We start from the raw sequence: 23,869 nt of genomic DNA, 5'->3' as shown, positions 1-23,869 counted from the left end.
AACGACGAGCCGGATTCCGACAAAATCTGGCGACTCGACGGCGCGCGCCACCGCGTGCGGCGTAAGGTGGCGCGCGAGGAGGGCATGATGGCCGAGTCGCAGAGATCCTACCCGCAGGGCGTCAGCTGCTGGATCGACACGGAACAGGGCGATCCGGATGCCGCGGTCGCGTTCTACGGCGGCCTGTTCGGGTGGACCTTCGAGAACGCCATGCCTCCCGACGCGCCGGGCGTCTACCTCATCGCGCAGCTCGACGGCAGCGACGTGGCCGCCATCGGGGCGGGTGTGCCCGGATCGGTGGCCACGTGGAACACCTACTTCGCCGTCGACGACGTGGATGCCGTCGCGCCCGAGGTCGTGCGGGCGGGTGGGCTCGTGACATCCGGCCCCGAAGACGCCGGCCCCGGCGGCCGCACCGCCACCTGCCGGGACTCGCAGGGTGCGGAGTTCCGCCTCTGGCAAGCCAGGCGTCGGCTGGGCGCTCAGGTCGTGAACGTCCCGGGCGCCTGGAACTTCAGCAACCTCCGCACCGGCGACATCCCGGCGGCGAAGAGCTTCCACGAGCGGCTCTTCGGCTGGAAGTACCTCGACCTCGGCGAGAGCGTGGAGTCGATGATCGCCGTCGAGGGCTACGGCCACCACCTGGCCGACACGGTCGACCCCGAGATCTACGAGCGCCAGGCGGGCGCCCCCGAGGGCTTCGCCGACGTGATCGGCGCCATCCAGCCCACCACCGGCTCCGAGCAACCGAACTGGCAGGTCGTCATCAGCGTCGCCTCCCGCACCGACAGCGTGCGGCGGGCCAAACGGCTGGGCGCGACCCTGCTGAGCACGGAGGATACGCCGTGGACGGATCTGGCGCGGATCGAAGACCCGCAGGGGGCGATCCTCACGCTGAGTGAGTTTCACGAGCCTCGGTAGTCGTACGTCCGTGGCCGGCGGGTGCCGATTCGCCGCTTCCCGCGATGCGCGGCCTGCGGTCGCGCGTCGCTCGCTGCTCGCGCCGCCGCTTCTGCGGCGCGAGGCGACATGTTCGCGTGAGGTCGCTGACGCGGCCTCGCGCTCACCCTGGGTTGTCGAGAAAGGCCCGCAGCCCGCCGTCTCGTCCCGATGTCTCTGGGCGGTTCAGCGGGCTGCGGGCCTTGTCGTTGTGGGGCTAGTTCACGTCGGCGTCGACCCAGTCGAAGGTCTTCGTGACGGCCTTCTTCCAGTTGCGGAGCTGACGGTCGCGCTCGGCGTCGTCCATCTGCGGCGTCCAGCGCGAGTCTTCCTGCCAGTTGGCGCGCAGCTCGTCGAGGTTGGCCCAGAAGCCCACCGCGAGGCCTGCCGCATACGCGGCGCCCAGAGCCGTGGTCTCCGCGACGACGGGGCGCACCACGGGCACGCCGAGGATGTCGGCCTGGAACTGCATGAGGAGGTTGTTGGCGATCATGCCGCCGTCGACCTTCAGTTCCGTGAGGTCGACGCCGGAGTCGGCGTTGACCGCATCCAGCACCTCGCGGGTCTGGAACGCGGTCGCCTCGAGAGCGGCACGCGCGATGTGGCCCTTGTTCACGTAGCGGGTGAGGCCCACGAGCGCACCACGAGCATCCGGCCGCCAGTACGGGGCGAAGAGGCCCGAGAACGCCGGCACGAAGTAGGCGCCACCGTTGTCCTCCACCGTCTTGGCCAGCTCCTCCACCTCGGGGGCCGAAGAGATGATGCCGAGGTTGTCGCGCAGCCACTGGATGAGCGACCCGGTCACCGCGATCGATCCCTCGAGCGCGTAGTGCGCCGGCTGGTCGCCCAGCTTGTAGCCGAGGGTGGTGAGCAGTCCGTTCTTGGAGTGCACGATCTCGGTGTCGGTGTTGAAGATGAGGAAGTTGCCGGTGCCGTAGGTGTTCTTCGACTCGCCCGCGTCGAACGCCGCCTGGCCGAAGGTGGCGGCCTGCTGGTCGCCGAGGATGCCGGCCACCGGCACCTCGCGCAGCAGGTTCGACGGCTCGACCGTGCCGTAGACCTCGGAGGACGACTTGATCTCCGGCAGCATCGACTTCGGAACCCCGAAGGCCTCGAGGATGTCGTCGCGCCACTGGAGCGTCTCGAGATCCATGAACAGGGTGCGCGAGGCGTTGGTGACGTCGGTGGCATGCACGCCACCCTCGGTGCCTCCGGTGAGGTTCCAGAGCACCCAGCTGTCGGTGGTGCCGAACAGCAGGTCGCCCGCCTCCGCCGCCTCACGGGCGCCGTCGACGTTCTCGAGGATCCAGACGATCTTCGTGCCCGAGAAGTAGGTGGCGAGCGGAAGGCCCACGATCTGCTTGAACCGCTCCACGCCGCCGTCGGCCGCGAGGCGGTCGACGATGTCCTGCGTGCGGGTGTCCTGCCAGACGATGGCGTTGTAGACGGGCTTGCCGGTGTTCTTGTTCCACACCACCGCGGTCTCGCGCTGGTTGGTGATGCCGACCGCGGCGATGTCGTGGCGGGTCAGGTCGGCCTTCGAGAGTGCCTGGCCGATGACCTCGCGCACGTTGTCCCAGATCTCGATCGGGTCGTGCTCGACCCAGCCCGCCTTCGGGAAGATCTGCTCGTGCTCCTTCTGCCCCGTCGACACGATGGTGCCGGCGTGGTCGAAGATGATGGCTCGTGAACTGGTTGTGCCCTGATCGATGGCCAGGACGTATTTCTGTTCGGACACGTCTAACTCCTTTGTTATTGATTGGATTCTTGCAAGAACGGAGGCGCTTGTCAGCCTTTGATCAGGTCAGGATCGGAAGTAGCGGGATGGCGGCCCATCCGGCGATCAGTCCGCCGATGATCGGACCCACCACCGGAACCCAGGAATAGGCCCAGTCGGAGCTCCCCTTGCCCTTGATCGGGAGGAAGGCGTGAGCCAGGCGCGGCCCGAGGTCACGGGCCGGGTTGATGGCGTAGCCGGTCGGGCCACCGAGCGAGGCGCCGATCGCGATCACCAGGAGGGCGACCGGGAGGGCGCCGAGCGCGGCGAGGCCGCCCCCGTCGGCGTTGCGGCCGAAGCCGATCACGACGAACACCAGCACGAAGGTGCCGATGATCTCGGTCACCAGGTTCCAGCCGTAGCTGCGGAGCGCAGGGCCGGTGGAGAACACGCCGAGCTTGTTCGCGGCATCCGGTTCCGCGTCGAAGTGCTGCTTGTAGGCGAGCCAGACGAACACCGCGCCGATGATCGCACCGATGAGCTGCGCTCCGATGTACGCGATCACCGTGAGGAAGTTCACGTCGACCAGGGTCGCTTCGGAACCGAAGGTCTTCGCTCCGTTCGCCACCAGTCCGAGTGTCACGGCCGGGTTGAGGTGCGCCCCCGAGGCGTACGCGACGATGACGCCGGAGAAGACCGCGAGGCCCCAGCCGATGTTCACCATCAGGAATCCGCCGTTGAAGCCCTTCGTACGAACCAGCGCCACGTTGGCGACCACCCCGCAGCCGAGGAGCACCAGCAGGGCGGTGCCCACCAGTTCTGACACGAAGTCGATACCGAGATTGTCCACATTGACCTTCCTTCAGGGGCGGCAGCGACGCCGCCCGACTCAGTTGACGGCAGCTGCCGTCGTGTTCGCCGCTTCCAGCACGATGCCGTGGAAGAAGCGGAGATTCTCGGCCGCCTGGGCGCGCTCGTCGGCCAGGCGCTCGGGCGACCAGCCCGCCGCCTCCGCCGCGATGCCGCTCAGCTCGTCGAAGACGCCCTGGTCGAGCGCTCCGACGAAGGCGATGATGCTGCGTCGCAGCACCAGGTCGCTGAGGTGCACGGCGTGCTCCTCGGTCATCAGGTAGGCGATCTCGGCCACGCTGTAACCCGGGAGGGTCGCGAGCGGGGCGTCGGTGACCGTGTCGCCGGAGGTATCGGTGTGGGCGACGATGAAGTCGATCACGGCCGCCGCCTTCGTGCCGTAGCGGCCCAGCAGGATGCGGGCGCGCGCTTCACCGAGATCGGCACCGTGCGCCTTCACCCAGTTCGCCTCCGCCGCCGGGGTCTGCGGAAAGCCGACGCCGCCGCCGATCGCGAGATCGGTGGTGCTGACGGTGCGCTGGCGGCCCAGGAGGGCGAGCGTGTCGTTGGCGAGGTGCTCCGAGAGCGCGCGGAACGTGGTCCACTTGCCACCCACCAGACTGAGCTGCTTCACCGTGGCCGAACCCGCGAAGGAGCCGTGCTCGATGCGGTAGTCGCGCGAGACGAATCCAGGAGCGGTGTCGCCGTGACCGGGCAGAGGGCGGATGCCGGAGTACCGGTAGACGATCTGATCGCGGTCGACGTGGATGGTCGGGAAGACGTGCTTCACGAGTCCGAAGAAGTAGTCGATCTCCTCGTCGGTGGTGACGCTCGGCTCGGCCGGATCGGCTTCGAGGTCGGTGGTGCCCACGAGCACACGCCCGTTCAGCGGGTAGATCAGCACGATGCGTCCGTCGTCGTTCTCGAAGAACACCTCGCCGCCGGCCGTGGCGTCGAACAGCTCCTGGTTGTCGAGCACGATGTGCGAGCCCTTGGTGCCGCCCATGAACTTCGTGACCTGGCCGAGCGCCGCGTTGGTGAGGTCGGTCCAGGGGCCGGAGGTGTTCGCGACGACGTCGGCGGTGACCTTGAAGGTCTGGCCGCTCAGCACGTCGCGCAGCACCACGGCGTCGCCGTTCGCGCCGATCGCCTCGACGTAGTTGGCGGTGCGGGCCTGCGGGCCGGTCGCCAGCGCATCCTGAACCAGGTCGAGCGCCAGACGCTCGGGGTTCTCGACGGCCGCGTCGTAGTAGGTGGCGGTGTACTTCACATCGGGGCGCAGCTTCGGCAGCTTCTGCAGCGACTTCTTGTGGCCCACGAACTTGTGGCGCGGCACGCTGCCGCCGTCGCGCGAGAAGGAGTCGTATCCCAGCAGGCCGAGCTTGATGAGCAGGGCGCCGCGCTCCTTCGGCTTGCCCTGCTTGTGGGTGAGGAAGCGCAGCGGGGCCGAGAGGATGCCCGAGAAGGTCGAGAAGATCGGAATGGTGGTGGGCAGCGGCTTCACGTAGTGCGGAGCGAGGCGGAGGAGGCGGTTGCGCTCCTGCACGCTCTCGCGCACGAGCCGGAACTCGCCGTTCTCGAGGTAGCGCACGCCGCCGTGGATCATGTGGCTCGACGCGCTGGAGGCGCCGCTGGCGTAGTCGCCGCGCTCGACCAGGATGACGTCGACGCCCTGCAGCGCCAAGTCGCGGAACGTGCCGATACCGTTGATGCCCCCGCCGATGATCAGAACCTGTGCCTTGGGGTTCGAACGGATGGCTGCGACCTCGGGCCGGATGTCGGATTCGTGGGTGCTCACTGTGTACTCGCCTTCGTGCTCTCGTGAGGGTTGCGTTGAGGCAATCCATGCGACGGCTACTGTTGTACGACTCTTTTCACATATGATCAAGCGCATTGCACATATGTGCAGATCGGTCGGAGAGGATGCGACGCAGCATGGCGAACGAGGGTCTCGGCAGCGACAAGGTGCGCGACGCATTGCGCGCCGCCCACCTGTACTACATGCAGGATCTGACCATGGAGGCGATCGCCAGCGAGCTGCGCACCTCCCGCTCCTCGGTGTCGCGATTGCTCGGATTCGCACGCGAGATCGGCCTGGTCGAGATCCAGGTGCACTCGCCGGCCGACCGGATCTCCTCGGTGCAGGAGCGCATCCGCGACCAGTATTCGGTGACCGCCCACGTCGTGCCGGTTCCGGATTCGACCAACGAGATCGATCGGCTGGAGCGCGTGGCGATGAGTGCTGCACGGATTCTCGGCCCGTTCTTCGACTCCAACATGACGATGGGCATCGCCTGGGGCTCGACCCTCTCGGCCGTCTCCCGGCACCTCCAGGAGAAGGTCACCCACAATTCCCAGATCGTGCAGCTGAACGGGGCGTCGAACGCGCAGACCACCGGCATCGGCTACGCCAGCGAGATCATGAGCCGGTTCGGCCGGGCTTTCGGCGCCTACGTGCAGCAGTTCCCGGTTCCGGCCTTCTTCGACGACCCGCGCACGAAGGAGGTGCTCTGGCGCGAGCGCAGCATCCGGCGCGTGCTCGAGATCCAGAAGCGCATGGACATCGCGCTGTTCGGGCTCGGCTCCGCCTTCGCCGACGTGCCGTCGCACGTGTACGTCGGCGGATATCTCGACGATGCCGATTTCGAGCAGCTCACGCACTCCGACGTGGTGGGCGACGTGGCCACGGTGTTCTACCGCGCCGACGGGTCGAGTGACGACATCCCGATGAACGCGCGCTCCTCCGGGCCCTCGCTCTCGTTGCTGTCGAAGGTATCGCGGCGCGTGTGCGTGGTGTCGGGGCGGTCGAAGTTGCCCGCGCTCCGTGGGGCCCTGGCGGCGGGCGTGATGACGGATCTGATCGTCGACGAGGCGACCGCGCACTCGCTGCTGGAGGCGTAAGGGGGCGGGCGCACCCGGCGGAGGGGGCTGGACAGCGGCCGGGCCGGACCGGACCGCGGTGGGTCGCTCCGCGCCTCGCCAGGCCCGAGCCGCCGCTCAGGCCCAGACGGCTCGCGTGTGCGGTCCGACGCCGCGAGACAGGGCCGCCGCGAGATCCTCCTCGGTGTCGACGTCGAGTCGCAGCGTCGAGGCGGGAGGGACGTCGAGCACCACATGGCCGGCCGCCGCGTGCCGGGCGGCCGACCCGACGCCGAAGCGCGGCACCAATGCGATGCCGGGCAGGGCGGTGATGAGCGTCGTGCCGCCGCCCTCGGCATCGGGCACCACGGCGAGCGGATGCGCCGAGGCGCGGGTGAGCGCGTCATCGACGTCGGCCGTCACGAGGCACGGGAGGTCGCCGAGCAGGGCGGCGACGGCCACGCCTGCGTCGACGCCAGATGTGGCGGCGGCGCGCCCGTCGACAGCCTCGGCGCGAGCCGCGCGCGTGGCGCGAGCCGCCTCGATCCCGGCCGCCACGGCCGCGTTGAGACCCGCGCCCGGATCGGCGACGATGTCGGCCCCGAGAGCGCGCAACGAGCCGGAGAGCTCGGCCGCGGCATCCGTCACCACGATCACCCGGTCGACCAGCGCCGAGGCGGAGAGCGCCGAGACGGCGTCGAGCGCGAAGGCCTCGACGAGGAGCATCCGTTGCCGCTGATCGAGGCCGGGCGCCATCCGGGTCTTGCCGGCGGCGGTTCCCTTCACGGGAACCACCACGGTCCAGGTCTGTCGGATGTCGCTCACCGGTTCGATTATCCCGCACTACTCGGGGCGGACCGAACGAGACAGAACGATCGGTTCGTTGTGCCCATTCTCAGGAATGATGCACATGCATTGTTTGTTGTAGACAACGTGAGCAGAACATTCCTAGAGATCGAGGGCGAACGCGGAGTCGTTTCGCGGTATCGCCGCCACCCCAACGGCAAGGGATACGTCGCAGTCGGAGCGGAAGTGGACGCGACGGCCTACGTCGACCCCACGACCTACGTCGAGACCGGCGTCCACATCGGACAGAAGGCCTGGCTCGGGTCGGGCACCTGGATCGAGAGCGGTGCCGCGATCGGAGCCGGCGTCTTCGTCGGCGCCAACGTGCACGTGGGCGAGAACGCGCGCATCGGCCGGCGCTCGAAGATCGGGAGCCACACCAAGATCGGCGCGAACGCGATCATCGCCGACGAGACCCTGATCGACAGCGATTCCACGATCGTGCCGGGTGCCCGAGTGGGCCGCGTCGGCGCAGGCTCGGGGTCGTCTTCGGGTTCGACCGAGTCCGATTACGCCAAGGCTGCCTGACCGGCCGGCATCCTGATGAGCATGCCGGATGCGCTCCACGGCGCATCCGGCATCGCCCCTGTTGAAATCGGCCGGTGGCGGCTAGCCTCGGACGATGCGTTCCGAGCACGAACTGCCGGGGAATCCGTGGCCGCACGACATGATGCTCCGCATCGATCCAACGCCGTTCGGGCTGATCGAGCTGCTGTTCGCGCGGGAGCTGTGGCGGTTCGAGATCCGTGAGGTGCCCCCGCTCGACCCGGTGCCCTCGCTCGGCGCGAGTTCGCGTCTGGCATCCGGACCGCGGCTCGGTTCGGGAGAGATGGCCTCGCTGTGGCGGCGGGATTGGGCGCGCGCATGGGAGCAGTTCGATCCGCCCAACCCCGAGGCGACCGGCCCCGACGCCCGCACCGCACGGATGCTCGCGACGCTCGACGACGCGCAGCTGGCGCAAGCGGTCTCGGGAGTGCCCTCCGAGTTCTGGAGCCGGGGTATCGACCGTGGAGCCCTCGGGGCCTGGCGACAGCGGCTCACCGAATCGGATCACCATCCGACGAGCCTCGACGCGACGCCTGAACGGCGATCTCTGCCCGCGCTCATCGCGGCGTGGCAGACCGGCCTGACGGACATCGTGCAGCTGCCGTACGCCGGCTTTTTCGCTGAGCGCATCAACAGCCGCACCCTGGTGGTCTCGGCCACGACCCGCTTCGAGCCGGCACTCTTCACCCGCGCCCTGGCGACACCGTTGCGCGGCGCCGGCCCCGGCCCCGGTCCTGACCCCGACCGCTGACCGGCGCGGCCCAAGCCGCTGAGCCGTTCGGCGACCGCGCGCCGAGCTGCGCGACGGCGGGTGGGCACCGCTCGGGCCCGTCAGCCGAGGCGCCCCACCCTGCCCTCCGAGCTGCGACATCCGGTGCACCTCCCGGTGCCGGCTGGGCAGGCTGACTGCGCGCCGGGCGCTCGACGGGGTATCCTCGCAGCATGACGGCGGAGCGGATGCGCGACAGCGGCTCAGCCGTGTGGCGCGCTCTGGCCGTCGCGTTCGGCCTCGGAGTCGCGTGGCTCCTGACGGCGAACATCGTCGGTGCCGGTGTCGGCGCATCCGCGACCGCAGGTCCAGGCGCCGGCGCCGGAGCGGGCGCCGGCCTGATCGCTGCCGTGGCCCTCGTCGCGGCCACGACGGTCGCCGTCGTCGCGCTGTCGGCCACGCTGCGCATCCTGATCGCCACCATCGTGGCGCTCTCGGGCGCATCCGTCGCGCGCGCACCCGCCGAACGCATCGATCTCCCCGCCACGATCACGCAGAGCCGACCCGACGCCCCCGGGCGTCCGCAACCGCGCGCTCCCGGCCGCCGGCTCGCGGCCGCCTAGGAGCCTCTCCGCGCTTCGCTCGCGCCTCCCCGCCGTCGACCGGCGTGGACGACCGAGACCGAGCATCCGGATGCCCGCGTTCACGCGAACGCACTCCTCGACGACCGCACGTCGGTGTCCTCATCCGTGCTTTCCTGCTCGTCTGGAGTGTCTGTGAACATCTATGCCTTCGGCCCCGTCGCGGCCGCGCTCGACGGAGCGTATTCCGTCGTCCTGTTCTTGTCCGACCTGCTCGTGCCGTTCGCCGGGGTGAATGCCGCAGCCCTGGCGGTCGTGCTCATCACGATTCTCGTGCGCCTCGCGCTCATCCCCGTGGGGCTCTCGCAGGCCCGCGCTCAGCGGATGCGGCGACGCCTCGCCCCGCGCCTCGCCGAACTCCGGCGGCGTCATGCCTCGAACCCGGAACGCCTGCAGCGTGAGACCATGGCGCTCTACGCCTCGGAGAACGCGTCACCGCTGGCCGGATGCCTGCCGCTGCTCATCCAGGCGCCCGTCCTGTCGCTGATCTACGGCCTGTTCCTGCTGCCGGCCATCAACGGGCACCCGAACGAGTTGCTCGGGCACACGCTCGCCGGCGCGCCGCTCGGCACGAGCTTCGCGACGGCGGTCACGAGCGGGAGCGATCCGGTCGGGGTCGCGGTGAGTGCGGTGATCCTGGCGGTGATCGCGGGGATCGCCCTGCTGTCGCGCCGCCAGGGGCTGCGCGCGGCGCTCCTGGTCGCGCCGGGGGCGCCGGGTGGCAGTTCGGCCGGCCGCGGCGGCGCGGGCGGGAGCGGTGCGCCTGTTCCCGCCTTCGCCGGAGGCGGGGATGCCGGAGCCGGTGCGCTGGCGGCGTTCGCGCCGGGCGGGACGGCCACGCGCATCCTGAGCTGGCTGCCACTCATCACGGTGGTGTTCGCATCGTTCGTGCCGCTGGCGGCCAGCCTCTACCTGCTGGTGACCACGGCCTGGACGTTCGGCGAGCGCGAGATCCTGCGCCGCGTCATCGTGTGACCGGCGCCGCCGGGTCGACCGGACTCGACCCGAGCAATCCGCCATCGCGCGCACTCGTCGCATCGACGCTCCTCGGGAGGCCGTTCGTGCCTCGGGAGGCTATTGCTGCCTCCCGAGGCACGAACTCACACCCTCGGACTCACGATGGGCGTCGGCACATTCGGCCTCCCGGACACGAGGCCCCGCGGGCGGGCTCCGAACGGAGCGTCGGGGCCGACGCGAACGAGCGCGGACGGTCGGCGGGGGTCAGCAGTCGAGACCGCGAGCCCAGCCCTCCGCGAGACCCCGCTCGTAGCCCTCGGTGAAGCCCGATTCGCGACCGTCGAGGAGCCCGGCCGAGCGCCCCTCGGCATAGCCCGCTTCCCACCCCTCGGTCAGACCGGCACGCCGCCCCTCGGTGAACGCCGCTTCCTGGGCCGCTGCCAGGGCTGTCTCGTTCTCGCGTGCCAGCGCCTCATCACCACGCAGCTCAGCCAACGCCTCAGCCCGCACCTCCGCGAGAGCGGCCGCACGCGCCTCGGCGAGCTCAGCCTCACGAGCCGCGGCAAGCGCCCGCGCCTCGTCAGCCGCCTCCGCCAGCGCGGCCGCACGACCCTCCGCACGACCCTCTTCGCGGCCGAGGGCGATCGCCTCGTCGGTGCCGAGCCGGAACATGTCTTTCTCGCCCGTGCGGCTGAGCGCACGCGCGGGCGTGTCGAGGGTGTCGACCACGGCGTGACCGTAGCCACGCACCAGAGCCACCGGCATCCCGCTCGCCTTGCCCTTCACCAGATCGGCGGCGGAGGCGAGTTCGTCGCCGACGGCCGCCTGCGTCACGAACAGCTCCTGCCCGAAACTGTCTCGGCTGCCCCTGAGGTCGTCGAGCACGTTCACTCCGGCGGCGCCGATCGCGAGGTCGACCTGGCCCTCGCGCCAGGCGCGGCCGAGCGTGTCGGACACGATGACCCCGAGCCGCACCCCGAACCGCGACCGCAGCCCGGCGGCAAGAGCACGCGCCGACGCATCCGGATCGACCGGCAGCAGCAGCACCGTTCCCGACGGCGTGTTGCTCGAGTCGACTCCGGCTGCGGCCTGCACGATCCCCTGCCGGTTCTCGACGATGCGGGTCACCCCACCGGGATAGGCCCGCGTGGCCACCACCCGCACCGTCTCGGCGGTGATCGCGTCTTCGCGGTCGGCCGCCGCGATGCGACGCCCCTCGGCCTTCGACAGGATCTTGCTCGTCACCACCAGGATGTCGCCATCGGCCGGCCCCAGCTCCGCCGCCACCAGCGCGTCGCCGATCAGCGCCACGAGATCGGCGCCCTCCTCGATCTCGGGGAGGCCGCCGAGGCCGACGATCGTGACGCCGCTCATCGGTGCAGCTTCGGGAGCACGTCGCGGCCGAACACGTCGATCCACTCGCGCTGATTGCGGCCGACGTTGTGCAGGTAGATCTTGTCGAACCCGAGATCGGCGAACCGCTGGATGTGGGCGCGATGCGCATCCGGGTCGCTCGAGATCACGAGACGCCCCTCGAAGTCCTCCGGCCGCACCATCTTGGCCATCTGCTCGAATTCGAAGGGGCTCCGGATGTCGGCCTTCGGAAAACGCATGCCGCCGTTCGGCCACTCCCGCAGCGCGTTGGCCATGGCCTCCTCGTCGGTGGGCGCCCAGGACAGGTGCAACTGCAGCACCCGAGGCATCGTCGACGGATCTTTGCCCGCTTCGCGCGCCCCCTCGTCGAACTTCGTGAACAGCCCGGAGATCTTCTCCAGCGGCGCGCCCACGGTGATCAGCCCGTCGACCGTGCGCCCGGCCCGCCGGGCGGTGACGGGACCCGCCGTGGCGACCAGGATCTCGGGCGCCTGTTCGGGCATCGTCCACACCCGGGTCGACTCCAGCTTGAAGAACGTGCCCGAGTGCTTCACGTCTTTGCCGGCCAGCGACGCGGTGAACAGCTTGTTGATGACGTCGACGGCCTCGAACATGCGGTTGATGCGCTCCGGCGCCTCGGGCCAGTAGCCGCCCACGATGTGCTCGTTGAGCGCCTCGCCCGACCCGAGCCCGAGCCAGTGCCGACCGGGATACATCGCTCCGAGCGTGGCCGACGCCTGCGCCACCATGGCTGGATGCCAGCGAAAGCTCGGCGAGGTCACGCCCGGCCCGAAATCGCCCCGCGTGCGCTCCCCCACCGCGGCGAGCACGTTCCAGACGAACGACGACTGACCCTGGCGCGGAACCCAGGGCTGGAAGTGATCGGCCGCCATCACCCCGCTGAACCCGTGCTCCTCGGCGTAGGCCGAGAGGGCGACGGCTTCGCTCGGATGGAACTGCTCCAGCATCGCGGCGTAGCCGACCTGAATGTTCGACATCGGTGACCTTCCGGTTGTTCTCCTTCGACTATAGGTCGCGGGCGTGCACCGGTTCGCGCCCCGGCCGAAGCTGTGGAGAACGTCGGGAGATCAGTCGGTCGTGTGCTTGAGGAACTCCGCCACCGCCGAGGGCACGTACGGCGCCACGTCACCGCCGAGCGCCGATACCTGCCGCACCAGGGAGCTCGAGACGTGCGCGTGCGCCGGATCGGGCAGCAGGAAGATCGTCTCGACTCCCGCGAGATTGCGGTTCACGATCGCCATGGGCGTCTCGTAGGCGACATCCACCTGCGAACGGATGCCCTTCACGATCGCCGAGGCTCCGACGTCGGTGCAGTAGTCGACCAGCAGCCCCACGCTCCACGAGTTGATGATGATGTTGCCGTTCGCGAGCCCGCGCTCCTCGAGCGACTTCTCGATCAGTGCCACCCGGTGCGCGATCGGGATGAGGGCGTGCTTGTCGGGGTTGTGCACCACCACGACGTGCAACTCGTCGAACAGTTTCGCGGCACGTTCGATCACGTCGATGTGACCGAGGGTGATGGGGTCGAAGGAGCCGGGGACCACGGCGACACTGCTCATGGTCCCAGGCTATCAACGCGGGAATTCCTCCGGTCACATATGACGGGTGAAGTCCCTCCGAGCTTCGGTCGGCACCGGCTCCTCCTCCGCCGGTTGCGCGGATGCGGATGCCACGGCCGCCGCAGCGCTCGCCTCCTCCTGCTCCCGGGCCACGAAGTCAGCGCAGAGCGCGATGGTCGACTCCAGCAGCGCGTGGAGCCGCTCGTCGGGGAACGGGGCGCAGGCGGAGCGCACTCCGTCGACCGACATCGCGATCGTGACGTGCGTCTGCCGGGCCGAGATCTCCGCCCGCCGCCACCGCACGTTGCGGTCGAGGAAGCGCCGGGCCCAGGCCTCGGCCTCGGGCGCGGCGTCGAGCGCTTCGCGGAGCGGCGTGTCGACGTCGATCGGCCCGCTGCCGCCCGCGCGCTCCAAGGCGTCGTGGCACACCAGGGCGCCGACGGCGAGGGCGTGCTGACGATCGATCGACGCGATCGGGATCGCCGCCGACGCGGCCGTGACCGCGATGATGAGATCGAGCCGAGGGTCGTCGGTCGTCAGCCCGATCACCGAGGGGATCAAGGGCGCGAGCGCACTCCGCCCCTCGTTCGACGTCAGGTCGTTGACGGCGCGGGCCATGTGAGCGAGCCCGGCATGCGTGCAGGACGGATGATCGCTCCAGCGCTCACCCGCCAAGAACGACGCGAACTCCATGAAACAAGCGCCCGAGCGCGGGGAACGATGCCGCCCCGCGGAGAGCACCGGCATGATGTCGGGCTGCAAGGCTGCAGGCATCCGGCGTGACTTCAGGGTCTTCATAGCCACCTCATCTCCACTGGATTCCACTGTGCTCCCGTGCGGAGGATATTTCAATGGGTGCGCCGGGAAATGCGGGATCCCGCGCGTTCTTCGACCTGCCCTTGCGGATCTCGCGCGTGAGGGGGTCAGGTCTTGGCCAGGAAGCTCCGCTCCGTCTCACGCAAGCGCCGCTCGAGCGCGTCGCGGAGGGCTGGATGCTCGTCGAGGGCCGGATCGTCGCTCACGATACCGGCGGCGACGGCCCGCGCATCCTGGATCACGTCGGCGTCTTTCACCACCCGCAGCAGCCGCAACGACGACCGGCCGCCGGACTGCACGCTGCCCAGAACGTCGCCTTCGCGCCGGAGCTCGAGGTCGATCTCGGCCAGAGCGAAGCCGTCGAGGGTGGAGGCCACGGCGTCGACCCGCTCGCGGGCGAGCGAATCGGCCTCGGCATGCGTCACGAGCAGGCACAGCCCCGGCACCCCGCCCCGGCCCACCCGGCCGCGCAACTGATGCAGCTGGCTCACACCGAACCGGTCGGCGTCGAGCACCACCATCGTGGAGGCGTTCGGCACGTCGACTCCGACCTCGATCACGGTCGTGGCCACCAGCACGTCGATCTCACGGGCGGCGAAGGCACGCATGAGCGCCTCCTTCTCCTCGCTCGGCAGCCGGCCGTGCAAGGCCTCGATGCGCCGCCCGGCGAGCAGCGGGGTCGCGCGCAGCTGCTGGAGGGTCTCGACCACGTTGGCTTTCGGGGGCGGCGGAGGCCCGGCATCCTTCGAGCCCTGCTCGTTCCCTTCGTCGGGGTCGTCGAGCCCGTCGCCCTTGTCGTCGGCCGGATCGATCGCCGGGCACACCACGAAGGCCTGCCGCCCGGCGGTGAGCTCCTCGGCCACGCGTTGCCAGATGCGGCCCGCCCAACCCGGTTTGTCGGCGAGTGGAACGCTGAAGCTCTCGATGCCTTTGCGGCCGGCCGGCAGTTCGCTGATGGTGGAGACATCGAGGTCGCCGAAGACCGTCATCGCCACCGTGCGCGGGATGGGCGTGGCCGTCATCACCAGCACGTGCGGGGGCGTGGCGCCCTTCTGCCGCAGGGTGTCGCGCTGCTCCACGCCGAAGCGGTGCTGCTCGTCGACCACCACGAGTCCGAGGTCGTAGAACTGCACCACGTCGGAGAGCAGCGCGTGGGTGCCGACGACGAGCTTCGCCTGACCCGACACCATCCTGAGCAGCGCCTTCTTGCGCTCGGCGGTCGGCAGCTGACCGGTGTGCAGCGTCGGCACGAGTTCGGCGGCGAGGTCGGGGCCGAGCACCTTCACGATCGAGCGCAGGTGCTGCGAGGCGAGCACCTCCGTGGGAGCGAGCAGCGCCGACTGCCCGCCCGAGTCGGCCACCGCGAGCATGGCGCGCACGGCCACGAGGGTCTTGCCCGAGCCCACCTCGCCTTGCAGCAGTCGCATCATCGGTGTCGAGGCGGCGAGGTCGCGGGCGATCTCCGACCCCACGAGCTCCTGATCTGCTGTCAACCGGAACGGCAGGGCCGCGTCGAACCGCTCCAGGTAGCCGCCCGGCTTCGGCGAGCGGGCGGCGGTGTGCACGGCGTGCGACTCGGCGCGCTGCTTCACCAGCGCGGTCTGCAGCACGAATGCCTCGTGGAAGCGCAGGGTGTCGCGGGCGCGCATCCACTCGGCGTCTTTCTGCGGGCGATGGATGCCTTCGTAGGCGCGCTGAGCCGTCATCAGCCCGCGCTCCTCGCGAACGTCGTCGGGCACCGGATCGGGGATGGCGCCGCGCAGGCCGTCGAGCACGAGCTCGACCGATTTCGCGATCTGCCAGCTGGCGAGCGACGCCGTGGCGGGATAGATCGGGATCGGCATCTCGGCCCAGCGCTTGGCCTCGGCGTCGTCGAGCGCCTCGCCGGCGCCGGCCGCGAGCGCGAGGTCGTCGAGCACCTGGTAGTTCGGATGCGCGAGCTGCAGGGCTCCCTTGTAGTTGGAGACCTTGCCCGCGAAGATCGCGCGCACTCCGGGTCGCAACTCCCGCGCCCGCCAGGCCTGGTTGAAGAAGGTGAGCGTGAGGAAGCCCTGGCCGTCGGAGATCGAGACCTCGAGGATGTTTCCGCGCCGCGCCTTCATCTGCCGCTCGCTGACGGTGCGCACCTCCGCCACGATGGTGACGTTCTCGTCGATCGGGAGCATGTCGATGGCCGTGAGCTCGCCGCGCCGGGCGTAACGGCGGGGGTAGTGGCTCAGCAGGTCGGCGACGGTCTGGATGCCGAAGGCCTTCTCGAACGCCGACGCCGTGCGCCCGCCGAGCGTGCCCGACAGCTTCGCGTCGAACGCGGCGCGCCCGCTCGCGCTCGCCTCGGGGGCTGACACGCGAACCGGGTTGCTCATGCGTAAATCCTATGTCGCCCCGCCGACACGCCACGTGGGAGGTCGGTCACTCGCGAGGTCGCGCAAAGTGCCGCCTCGCGACGCCCTTTCCCGCACTTCGCGTGACCTCGCGGGCCTCGGTACGACGAGGGAGCGGCCGGCGGGCGGTAGGGTGCTGGGGTGCCCCGCATCATCGCCGGATTCGCCGGATCGCTCAGCCTCGCCGTGCCCCGCTCGGGCACCCGGCCCACGAGCGACCGGGTGCGGGAGGCGATCTTCTCCGCGCTCGAGGCCCGCGGCGGTCTCGAGGGGCTGCGCGTGCTCGACCTCTACGCCGGATCGGGCGCCCTCGGCCTCGAAGCGGCGAGCCGAGGCGCGGCATCCGTCGTGCTGGTGGAGAAGAACGCGGCCGCGGCACGCATCGCCCGGCAGAACGCCGAGATGGTGACCAAGGCGGCGGCACGGGATGCGCGCCCGCGGGTCGACGTGCCCGTTCAGGCCGTGCTGCCCTACCTCCGCGCGGTGCCGGTGGTCGTGGGCGCCGGATACGACGTCGTGTTCATCGATCCGCCCTACGAACTGCCGGAGGCGGAACTCACCGAGACGCTCACCGCCCTCGTGCCCCTGCTCGCGCCGGATGCCACGGTGCTCGTCGAGCGCAGCAGTCGCACCCCCGAGCCCGCGTGGCCGGCCGGCCTCGCCCACGACCGCACCAAGACCTATGGCGAGACCACGCTCTGGTGGGCCTCCCCGTCTTGAGCCCCTTCGCCCTCCACGCGACCCGCCAATTTCCGCCCTCTCCGGGCCATTTCTGGGGCGGATATTGGCGGGTCGCGAAGAGGAGGAGGGAGGAGGACGGGTGTCAGCCTGCGTGGCCGTCCCAGTCGGCGTAGGGGTCCCAGCCGGCGCGGTCGTCGTAGGGGCGATCGCCGAGGAGCACGTCGGGGCTCGCGACCGGGGGCACCGCCGCGACCTCGCCGAGCGGGCGGAAGCCGTCGGGCAGCGCCGTGCCGAGCGGGAACGTCGCGAGCAGCGCGTGGTCCTCACCGCCGGCGAGCACGAAGTCGGGGGCGTGATCGCCGACGACCGCGTCGAGGTCGATCAGGGCACGCGCCTCGCGAGCGATCGCGGCGGGGTCGAGGCGGATGACGCATCCGCTGGCCTGGGCGATGCGCCGCGCGTCGAGCACGAGACCGTCGGAGACGTCGAGCATGGCGGTCGCTCCTCCGAGAGCCGCCACCACCCCGGATGCGATGGGCGAGGTGGGCGCGAGCTGCGCCTCGAGCAGGTCGGGGTGCTCCCGTCGCAGCACGGCCCCGAGCACGGCGTCGGGTTCACCGGATGCGCGGGACTCGCCGGACTCGGCGAACACGCCGGGTTCGTCATGCGGGTGCGATCCGACGCCCGCGTTGCTCCCGTCGGACGTGACGCGCGCGCCGTCAGCCCGCACGCTGCCGACACCAGGTCCGTGCCGCACCACGCCGTCGCGGAAGAGCAGCCAGATGCCGGCCCCCGCCCGCCCCAGCGCGCCCGCCACCGCCACCGTGTCGCCCGGCCGCGCCCCCGCGCGCGTGACCGGCGCCCGCCCTTCCAGATCGCCGAAGGCGGTGACGGCGAGCGTGAGCGTCGCCGAGACGGACAGGTCTCCCCCGGCCACGCCGCATCCGGGAGCAGCGGCCGCACAGGCATCCCGCAGACCGTCGGCGATGCCGAGCAGAACCTCCACGGGCGTGTCGAGCGGGGCCGCGATCGCCATCACCAGCGCGGTCGGCCGCGCGCCCATCGCGGCGACGTCGGCGAGGTTCGTCATGGCGGCCTTCCAGCCCAAGTCATGAGCCGTCGACCACGCGGCCCGGAAGTCGGGACCGTGGATCATCATGTCGGTCGTGACGACGTAGCGCCCGTCGGGCGCCGCCAGCACCGCGGCGTCGTCGCCCGGGCCGAGCAGTTCCGCCGACGCGTGCGGCAACCGCGGGAAGATGCGTCGCAACGTCTCGACCTCGCCGACCTCCGCAAGGGTCTCCGGGCGGGCGTTCGCAGGTAAACCGAAGTCGAGGGCCACCTCTCAACGGTAGCCTGAACAGCGATGCCCGCTCGTACCCGTCTCCCCTCGGCCCGTTCCCTCTCGGCCCCCTCGGCCCGTCGCCGCACCGCCGGCATCCTGTCGCTCGCCTTGCTGGCAGCCGCGCTGCTGAGCGGATGCGCGGGAGCGGTCGCCCTCGACCCCGCCGCCGACGCGACCAACCCGTCGTGCGCCGACGTGATCGTGCGCTTGCCGGACACGGTCGCCGACCTCGCGAAGCGGGAGACGGATGCGCAGGCCACCGGCGCGTGGGGCGACCCCGCCTCCGTGCTGCTGCGCTGCGGCGTGCAGCCCTACGGGCCCACCACTCTGCCCTGCGACAACGTGAACGGTGTCGACTGGATCCGCGACGACAGCGACGCCCCGATGTACCGCTTCACCACCTTCGGTCGCACGCCCGCCGTGGAGGTCGTGCTCGACAGCGACGCGGTGTCGAGCTCGTCGACGCTGGTCGACCTCGCGAACGCGATCTCGTCGATCCCGCAGACCCAGCAGTGCCTGAGCCTCGACGACGGCACGGGCACGTCCACGGGCACCCCCGTCCCGATCCCCGCCGACTGACGCCCGCCTCGACGCGACCCGTCGATTTTCGCCCTAAGAGGGCGCGTTTAGGGCCAAAATCGACGGGTCGCCAAGAGGATTCAGCCCTCCAGGGCCAGCGCGATCAGCTCGTCGATGATCTGCGGGTAGCTCATGCCCGACGCGATCCAGCACTTCGGGAACATCGAGATCGGCGTGAATCCGGGCATCGTGTTGATCTCGTTCACCACGAACCCCGTCGGCGTGAGGAAGAAGTCGACCCGCGCGAGTCCGGCCCCGTCGATCGCCGTGAACGCACGCGCCGCGATCGACTGCATGGTGGCGAGCTCGTCGGGCGTCAGCACCGCCGGGCACACCAGCTCGACGCCCGGGGCATCCAGGTACTTCGCGTCGAAATCGTAGAACTCGCGCGTGGTCATCACGATCTCACCGGCCACCGATACCCGCGGCGAGCCGCCGCCGCGCCCGCCGAGCACACCGCACTCCACCTCGCGGCCGGCGATGCCGCGCTCGATCAGCACGCGCGAATCCTCCCGTAGCGCCACCTCGATGGCGGCCGGCAGCTGGTCGAGCGACGAGACCTTGCTGACCCCCACCGACGAACCGGCCCGGGCGGGCTTCACGAACAACGGCAGGCCGAGCGTCGACGCCGACGCGGTGATCGCATCCGGAGCCGCCGCCCACTCGCGCGCCGTCAGCGTGCGCCAGGGCGCCACCGCGATGCCCGCCTTCTCGAGCACGGTCTTCGTGTAGTGCTTGTCCATGCCGAGCGCCGAGGCGAGCACGCCCGAGCCCACATACGGCAGACCGATCAGCTCGAGCAGCCCCTGCACCGTGCCGTCTTCGCCGTAGGGCCCGTGCAGGATCGGGAACACGACATCCACGTCGCCGAGCGAGCGCACTGAGCCGCCTGCCGACCGCACGGAGAGCTCCCGGGTGTCGATCGAATCCGGCCAGAGGATGCGCGAGCCGTTGTCGAGCACCTGCGGCAGAGCGGTCACGTCGAGCCGGAATTTCGCCGGATCGTCGTCTTCGAGCACGAACGCGCCCTCGCGGGTGATCCCCACGGGGATCACGTCGAAGCGCGACCGATCGATCGCCTCAAGAACTCCGCCCGCGGTGGCGCAGCTGATCGAATGCTCGCTTGAGCGACCTCCGAAGAGCAGAACCACCGTCGTCTTGCCTGGCATCGAGAGTCCTTTCGCCCTGCGGTCCCGAATCGTCGTCGGTCGTCAGGTGGGGGGCTATGTCTTTCGGATCGAGCGTACCGGCCAGCACCTCGCTCACCTGACGGCAGATGGGCATGTCAACGCCCTTGGCCGCCGCGAGCGCCAGAACGGGGGCGACGGATGCCAGCCCCTCGGCGGTCTGCTGCATCGACTTCACGACGTCGGCGAAGCTGTACCCCTGCCCGAGCAGGCGGCCGGCCGTGTTGTTGCGGGAGAGCGACGAACCGCTCGTGGCGATGAGGTCGCCGAGGCCGGCGAGGCCCGCGAGGGTCTCCGGATGCCCGCCGTAGGCCACCGCGAAATCGGTCATCTCCACGAGTCCACGCGTGATGATCGAGGCCTTCGTGTTCTCGCCATAACCGACGCCGTCGACGATGCCGATCGCCACCGCGATCAGGTTCTTCAGCACGCCGCCGAACTCGGTGCCGATCACATCCGTGTTCACGAACGAACGGAAGTAGCGGTTGGTGGCGACCTTGGCCACCGCCTCCGCCGTCTCGAGACTGGTCGAGGAGACCACGGCCGCGGTCGGCTGCTCCTTGGCGATCTCGAGCGCGAGATTGGGTCCGGAGGCGACGGCGATGCGATCGCGGTCGATCTGCAGCACCTCCTCGAGCACCTCGCTCATCCGGAGCCCGGTGCCCTTCTCGACGCCTTTCATCAGGCTGATCACGGGCACCTCGGCGGGGATGAGGTCGCGGATCTGCTCGAGGTTCTGCCGGAGCGACTGGCTCGGCACGGAGACGAAGACGAACTGGGCGTCTCTCAGCGCTGCCGCGACATCCGATGTCGCCGTCACGGCGAGCGGCAGGTTGACGCCGGGGAGGTAGTCGCTGTTGCGCTTGGCCTCGCGGATCTCCTTGGCCACCTCGGGCCGGCGGGCCCAGATGGTGACGTCGGAGCCGCCGTCGGCGAGCACCTTCGAGAACGTGGTCCCCCAGCTCCCGGCGCCCAGGACGGTGATCCGCGGCCGCACCGGCACGCGAGCGGACGCGCGGCTCACTCGGCGGCCTCGCCGTCGCGGGCCTCGATGCGCCCGAACTCGGTCTGGTTGTGCGCCGCCGGGTTCCAGCGCTCGGCCGGGGCCTTCTCACCGCGCAGGCCCTCGAGGAGGCCGGTGATCGCGCTCATCAGCCGATCCGTCGCCTCCACCAGCGACTTCTGGTCGACCGGCCTGCCACGCAGGTCGTCGAGATCGACCGGGTCGCCGAAGACGATCCGAATGGTCTTGCGCGGAAAGACGCTGAGCTTCTTCGAGTAGCGCGGCAGCACCGCCTGCGTGCCCCAGTGCGCGGCGGGGATGAGCGGGATGTCGTGCTCCAGCGCGATCCGGGCCGCGCCGGTCTTGCCGCGCATCGGCCACATGTCCGGGTCTCGGGTGAGGGTTCCCTCGGGATACACGATGACCCCCTGCTGGTGGTCGACCAGCTGGGTCGCCGCCGAGATGGGGGCGTTGGTGCGGTTGCCCCCCGCACGGTCGACGGGGATCTGACCGCTCTTGCGCAGGAGGAAGCCGGCCACCGGGATGCGGAACAACGACGCCTTCGCCAGGAACCGGGGCGCCCGCCCCAGCTTCCACACCGCCCAGGCCATGATGACCGGATCGATGTTGCTGTAGTGGTTCGGGCTCAGGATGAAGGCGCCCTTGACCGGGAGCTTCGCCGTGTCGTGCATCTCGAGCTTCGCGATGACGTTCAGGAACGGTATCGCGAGCGCCTCGAGCACGCGGAAGGACACCGTCTTCTCGGTGTTCTTCCGCTTCTGGACGTCGACGTCCGTCTGCTCCCCCGGTTTCGCCATCGGCCCTACTCCGCGAAGTAGAAGTCTGCTCCGAGCTTCTCCAGCTTGCCGACGAAGTCGCCGTAGCCGCGGGCGATGAGGCCCACGTTGCTGACGGAGGACTGCCCCTTTGCGGTGAGCGCCGCGATGAGGTGGCTGAAGCCGCCGCGCAGGTCGGGCACTTCGAGCTCGGCGCCGTGCAGCTGCGTGGGGCCGGTGATGACGGCGGCCTGCTCGAGGGCGCGGCGCGGAACGCGGCGGTTCGGGTCGGCCAGCCCGTCTTTGTGCACCTCGATGTTGGCGCCCATCTTGATGAGCGCATCCGTGAAGCCGAAGCGGTTCTCGTAGACCGTCTCGTGCACGATCGAGGTGCCGTGCGCCTGGGTCAGGGCGATGATGAGCGGCTGCTGCCAGTCGGTCATGAAGCCGGGGTGCACATCCGTCTCGATGACGACGGGCTTGAGCTCGCCACCGGGGTGGTAGAAGCGGATGCCCTCCTCCTCGATGTCGAACGCGCCGCCGATCTTGCGGAACACGTTGAGGAAGGTCATCATCTCGGACTGCTTGGCACCCGTGGTGAAGATCGAGCCGCCGGTCGCGAGCGCGGCGGAGGCCCAGGATGCGGCCTCGTTGCGGTCGAAGAGCGCGCGGTGGTTGTAGCCGTTGAGGCTCTCGACGCCCTCGATGAAGATGGTGCGGTTCGGCTCGACCGAGATGATCGCGCCCATCTTCTGCAGCACGGCGATGAGATCCATGATCTCGGGCTCGATGGCCGCGTTCTTGAGCTCCGTGGTGCCCATCGCACGCACGCCCGTGAGCAGAACCTGCTCGGTGGCGCCGACGCTCGGGTAGGGCAGCTCGATGTTCGCACCGCGCAGGCCGTTGGGAGCGGTGATGTTGATGCCGCTCGGCAGCTTGTCGACGATCGCGCCGAAGGCACGGAGCGCATCGAGGTGGAAGTCGATCGGACGGTCGCCGATGCGGCAGCCGCCGAGGTCGGGGATGAAGGCGTGACCGAGGCGGTGCAGCAGCGGGCCGCAGAACAGGATCGGGATGCGGCTGGAGCCGGAGAGCGCGTCGATCTCGGCGCTGGTGGCCGTGGCCACGTTCGCCGGGTCGAGCTGCAGCACGCCGGTCGCGGCGCTGCCGGTGATCTTCACCCCGTGGATCTCGAGCAGGCTCGCCACCACGTGCACGTCGCTGATGTCGGGGACATCGCGGAGGGTCGAGGTGGTGTCTCCGAGGAGCGACGCCACCATCGCTTTGGTCACGAGGTTCTTGGCCCCCCGGACGTCGATGGTTCCCCGAAGGGGCCGGCCGCCGTTGATGACGATCGTGTCGGACTTGAGCCCGACTCGCTCGGCGGCATTGCGCGCATCCTGTACGAGACTGTTCACTGAATCACCTGCACTGTCTGATTTGACGATATTTCGCGCTCAGGGTGCCGGTCGTGTCGGCGCCCTTCGCTATTTGACGGGAAGAGTTCGAGGTCTCCAACTCGCTCGTCGGCTCTCGAATTCCGTGATGGCCGCCTCGTCGCGGAGAGTGAGCCCGATGTCGTCCAGACCTTCGAGCAACCTCCACCGAGTGTAATCGTCGATCGCGAAAGAGACTGTGAGGTCGCCGACCGTGGCGGTTTTCTCGATCAGGTCGACCGTGGCCTCGATGCCCGGCTGCGCCTCGATGGCGGCCCAGAGCCTCTCGATGTCGGCCTCGTCGACCTGTCCCGTGAGCAGACCCTGCTTGCCCGAGTTGCCCCGGAAGATGTCGCCGAAACGCGCGCTCAGTACGGCCGTGAAGCCGTAGTCGCGGAGCGCCCAGACGGCGTGCTCGCGGCTCGATCCGGTGCCGAAATCGGGCCCGGCGATGAGCACCTTTCCGTTCTTGTACGGCTCCTGGTTGAGCACGAACTCGGGGTCGCCGCGCCAGGCGGCGAACAGGGCGTCTTCGAAGCCCGTCTTCGTCACGCGCTTGAGGTAGACGGCCGGGATGATCTGGTCGGTGTCGACGTTCCCGCGCTTCAGCGGCACGGCGACGCCGGTCAGAGTGCTGATCTTCTCCAT

General features: G+C 69.8%; 23 protein-coding genes. 8 read left to right on the top strand and 15 right to left on the bottom strand.

The annotated features are described in order from the left end of the window. Nucleotides 1-87 precede the first annotated feature (87 nt). A complete protein-coding gene (locus BLW00_RS15840; RefSeq protein WP_092555848.1) occupies nt 88-921 on the top strand; it encodes a VOC family protein in 834 nt (277 codons plus the stop codon). A 235-nt stretch (nt 922-1,156) separates the two neighbouring features. Here BLW00_RS15840 and glpK read toward each other — a convergent pair whose 3' ends face one another. The 3 genes from glpK to BLW00_RS15825 all read right to left on the bottom strand — a co-directional run bounded on the left by glpK (nt 1,157) and on the right by BLW00_RS15825 (nt 5,303). Next, nucleotides 1,157-2,677 (bottom strand): glycerol kinase GlpK, encoded by a 1,521-nt coding sequence (glpK, locus tag BLW00_RS15835; protein ID WP_092555846.1) that lies wholly within the window; start codon nt 2,675-2,677, stop codon nt 1,157-1,159. A gap of 61 nt (nt 2,678-2,738) precedes the next feature. Next, the gene (locus BLW00_RS15830; RefSeq protein WP_092555844.1) at nt 2,739-3,506 is read right to left on the bottom strand and encodes an MIP/aquaporin family protein; all 768 of its coding nucleotides are present in this window, start codon (nt 3,504-3,506) and stop codon (nt 2,739-2,741) included. Between the two features lie 39 nt (nt 3,507-3,545). Continuing rightward, nucleotides 3,546-5,303 (bottom strand): glycerol-3-phosphate dehydrogenase/oxidase, encoded by a 1,758-nt coding sequence (locus BLW00_RS15825; RefSeq protein WP_245741620.1) that lies wholly within the window; start codon nt 5,301-5,303, stop codon nt 3,546-3,548. A 137-nt stretch (nt 5,304-5,440) separates the two neighbouring features. On the opposite strand from BLW00_RS15825, the gene BLW00_RS15820 reads away from it, so the two are divergent. After that, nucleotides 5,441-6,406 carry a sugar-binding transcriptional regulator gene (locus BLW00_RS15820; RefSeq protein WP_092555840.1) on the top strand — a complete coding sequence of 322 codons (966 nt, stop codon included), beginning with the start codon at nt 5,441-5,443 and terminating at the stop codon, nt 6,404-6,406. 96 nt (nt 6,407-6,502) lie between these two features. Here the strand turns inward: BLW00_RS15820 and cofC are convergent, their stop codons facing one another. Then, a complete protein-coding gene (gene cofC, locus BLW00_RS15815) occupies nt 6,503-7,189 on the bottom strand; it encodes a 2-phospho-L-lactate guanylyltransferase (RefSeq protein ID WP_245741619.1) in 687 nt (228 codons plus the stop codon). A 108-nt stretch (nt 7,190-7,297) separates the two neighbouring features. Between cofC and BLW00_RS15810 the strand changes: the two genes are divergently transcribed. The 4 genes from BLW00_RS15810 to BLW00_RS15795 all read left to right on the top strand — a co-directional run bounded on the left by BLW00_RS15810 (nt 7,298) and on the right by BLW00_RS15795 (nt 10,081). Further along, nucleotides 7,298-7,738 carry a DapH/DapD/GlmU-related protein gene (locus tag BLW00_RS15810; RefSeq protein WP_175494314.1) on the top strand — a complete coding sequence of 147 codons (441 nt, stop codon included), beginning with the start codon at nt 7,298-7,300 and terminating at the stop codon, nt 7,736-7,738. A 94-nt stretch (nt 7,739-7,832) separates the two neighbouring features. After that, nucleotides 7,833-8,507: a hypothetical protein gene (locus BLW00_RS15805; protein WP_092555838.1), complete on the top strand. Its 675-nt coding sequence runs from the start codon at nt 7,833-7,835 to the stop codon at nt 8,505-8,507. Between the two features lie 191 nt (nt 8,508-8,698). Beyond that, nucleotides 8,699-9,088, top strand: a complete 390-nt coding sequence (locus tag BLW00_RS15800) for a DUF6412 domain-containing protein (RefSeq protein WP_092555836.1) — start codon at nt 8,699-8,701, stop codon at nt 9,086-9,088. A 153-nt stretch (nt 9,089-9,241) separates the two neighbouring features. Then, entirely contained in the window at nt 9,242-10,081 is an 840-nt protein-coding gene (locus tag BLW00_RS15795) for a YidC/Oxa1 family membrane protein insertase (protein WP_092555834.1), read from the top strand. 246 nt (nt 10,082-10,327) lie between these two features. Here the strand turns inward: BLW00_RS15795 and cofE are convergent, their stop codons facing one another. From cofE to BLW00_RS15770, 5 genes are all read right to left on the bottom strand, one after another. Beyond that, the gene (gene cofE, locus BLW00_RS15790) at nt 10,328-11,437 is read right to left on the bottom strand and encodes a coenzyme F420-0:L-glutamate ligase (protein WP_092555832.1); all 1,110 of its coding nucleotides are present in this window, start codon (nt 11,435-11,437) and stop codon (nt 10,328-10,330) included. Beyond that, complete coding sequence (locus BLW00_RS15785) at nt 11,434-12,435, bottom strand: TIGR03557 family F420-dependent LLM class oxidoreductase (RefSeq protein ID WP_092555830.1); 1,002 nt, start codon at nt 12,433-12,435, stop codon at nt 11,434-11,436. Before BLW00_RS15785 ends, cofE begins: the two co-directional genes overlap by 4 nt. Before the next feature lie 90 nt (nt 12,436-12,525). Continuing rightward, the gene (gene coaD, locus BLW00_RS15780; protein ID WP_092555828.1) at nt 12,526-13,017 is read right to left on the bottom strand and encodes a pantetheine-phosphate adenylyltransferase; all 492 of its coding nucleotides are present in this window, start codon (nt 13,015-13,017) and stop codon (nt 12,526-12,528) included. A 33-nt stretch (nt 13,018-13,050) separates the two neighbouring features. Then, a complete protein-coding gene (locus BLW00_RS15775; RefSeq protein WP_092555826.1) occupies nt 13,051-13,815 on the bottom strand; it encodes a hypothetical protein in 765 nt (254 codons plus the stop codon). 125 nt (nt 13,816-13,940) lie between these two features. Beyond that, nucleotides 13,941-16,196, bottom strand: coding sequence for an ATP-dependent DNA helicase RecG (locus BLW00_RS15770; RefSeq protein WP_092555824.1), 2,256 nt, complete (start codon nt 16,194-16,196; stop codon nt 13,941-13,943). Between the two features lie 159 nt (nt 16,197-16,355). Here BLW00_RS15770 and rsmD point away from each other — a divergent pair, with 159 nt between their 5' ends. After that, nucleotides 16,356-16,934, top strand: coding sequence for a 16S rRNA (guanine(966)-N(2))-methyltransferase RsmD (gene rsmD / locus BLW00_RS15765; RefSeq protein WP_092555822.1), 579 nt, complete (start codon nt 16,356-16,358; stop codon nt 16,932-16,934). A gap of 103 nt (nt 16,935-17,037) precedes the next feature. Here rsmD and BLW00_RS15760 read toward each other — a convergent pair whose 3' ends face one another. Then, on the bottom strand, nt 17,038-18,237 hold the full coding sequence (locus BLW00_RS15760) for a thiamine-phosphate kinase (RefSeq protein ID WP_092555820.1): 1,200 nt from the start codon (nt 18,235-18,237) through the stop codon (nt 17,038-17,040). A gap of 24 nt (nt 18,238-18,261) precedes the next feature. Here BLW00_RS15760 and BLW00_RS15755 point away from each other — a divergent pair, with 24 nt between their 5' ends. Next, entirely contained in the window at nt 18,262-18,819 is a 558-nt protein-coding gene (locus tag BLW00_RS15755) for a DUF3515 family protein (protein ID WP_092555818.1), read from the top strand. A gap of 80 nt (nt 18,820-18,899) precedes the next feature. On the opposite strand, the gene BLW00_RS15750 is transcribed toward BLW00_RS15755, so the two are convergent. The 5 genes from BLW00_RS15750 to leuD all read right to left on the bottom strand — a co-directional run bounded on the left by BLW00_RS15750 (nt 18,900) and on the right by leuD (nt 23,869). After that, nucleotides 18,900-19,988 (bottom strand): D-alanine--D-alanine ligase family protein, encoded by a 1,089-nt coding sequence (locus BLW00_RS15750; protein WP_092555816.1) that lies wholly within the window; start codon nt 19,986-19,988, stop codon nt 18,900-18,902. Further along, a complete protein-coding gene (locus BLW00_RS15745) occupies nt 19,900-21,030 on the bottom strand; it encodes an NAD(P)H-dependent glycerol-3-phosphate dehydrogenase (RefSeq protein WP_245741618.1) in 1,131 nt (376 codons plus the stop codon). Before BLW00_RS15745 ends, BLW00_RS15750 begins: the two co-directional genes overlap by 89 nt. Next, on the bottom strand, nt 21,027-21,827 hold the full coding sequence (locus tag BLW00_RS15740; protein ID WP_092555814.1) for a lysophospholipid acyltransferase family protein: 801 nt from the start codon (nt 21,825-21,827) through the stop codon (nt 21,027-21,029). The genes BLW00_RS15745 and BLW00_RS15740 overlap by 4 nt, the downstream gene beginning before the upstream one ends. 5 nt (nt 21,828-21,832) lie before the next feature. Next, on the bottom strand, nt 21,833-23,203 hold the full coding sequence (murA, locus tag BLW00_RS15735; RefSeq protein ID WP_092555812.1) for a UDP-N-acetylglucosamine 1-carboxyvinyltransferase: 1,371 nt from the start codon (nt 23,201-23,203) through the stop codon (nt 21,833-21,835). A gap of 69 nt (nt 23,204-23,272) precedes the next feature. Next, complete coding sequence (gene leuD, locus BLW00_RS15730; protein ID WP_092555810.1) at nt 23,273-23,869, bottom strand: 3-isopropylmalate dehydratase small subunit; 597 nt, start codon at nt 23,867-23,869, stop codon at nt 23,273-23,275.

The organism is Herbiconiux ginsengi, from assembly GCF_900107435.1.
In the GTDB taxonomy this organism is placed as follows: Bacteria; Actinomycetota; Actinomycetes; order Actinomycetales; family Microbacteriaceae; genus Herbiconiux; species Herbiconiux ginsengi.
This window is presented reverse-complemented; position numbering and strand designations above follow the sequence as displayed.

What these genes read in the sequence shown, in the direction of transcription:
- BLW00_RS15840 (WP_092555848.1), top strand. Translation starts at nt 88, where the DNA reads ATGGCCGAGTCGCAGAGATCCTACCCGCAGGGCGTCAGCTGCTGGATC.
- BLW00_RS15820 (WP_092555840.1), top strand. Translation starts at nt 5,441, where the DNA reads ATGGCGAACGAGGGTCTCGGCAGCGACAAGGTGCGCGACGCATTGCGC.
- BLW00_RS15805 (WP_092555838.1), top strand. Translation starts at nt 7,833, where the DNA reads ATGCGTTCCGAGCACGAACTGCCGGGGAATCCGTGGCCGCACGACATG.
- BLW00_RS15800 (WP_092555836.1), top strand. Translation starts at nt 8,699, where the DNA reads ATGACGGCGGAGCGGATGCGCGACAGCGGCTCAGCCGTGTGGCGCGCT.
- cofE (WP_092555832.1), bottom strand. Translation starts at nt 11,437, where the DNA reads ATGAGCGGCGTCACGATCGTCGGCCTCGGCGGCCTCCCCGAGATCGAG.
- BLW00_RS15785 (WP_092555830.1), bottom strand. Translation starts at nt 12,435, where the DNA reads ATGTCGAACATTCAGGTCGGCTACGCCGCGATGCTGGAGCAGTTCCAT.
- coaD (WP_092555828.1), bottom strand. Translation starts at nt 13,017, where the DNA reads ATGAGCAGTGTCGCCGTGGTCCCCGGCTCCTTCGACCCCATCACCCTC.
- BLW00_RS15775 (WP_092555826.1), bottom strand. Translation starts at nt 13,815, where the DNA reads ATGAAGACCCTGAAGTCACGCCGGATGCCTGCAGCCTTGCAGCCCGAC.
- BLW00_RS15770 (WP_092555824.1), bottom strand. Translation starts at nt 16,196, where the DNA reads ATGAGCAACCCGGTTCGCGTGTCAGCCCCCGAGGCGAGCGCGAGCGGG.
- BLW00_RS15755 (WP_092555818.1), top strand. Translation starts at nt 18,262, where the DNA reads ATGCCCGCTCGTACCCGTCTCCCCTCGGCCCGTTCCCTCTCGGCCCCC.
- BLW00_RS15750 (WP_092555816.1), bottom strand. Translation starts at nt 19,988, where the DNA reads ATGCCAGGCAAGACGACGGTGGTTCTGCTCTTCGGAGGTCGCTCAAGC.
- BLW00_RS15740 (WP_092555814.1), bottom strand. Translation starts at nt 21,827, where the DNA reads ATGGCGAAACCGGGGGAGCAGACGGACGTCGACGTCCAGAAGCGGAAG.
- leuD (WP_092555810.1), bottom strand. Translation starts at nt 23,869, where the DNA reads ATGGAGAAGATCAGCACTCTGACCGGCGTCGCCGTGCCGCTGAAGCGC.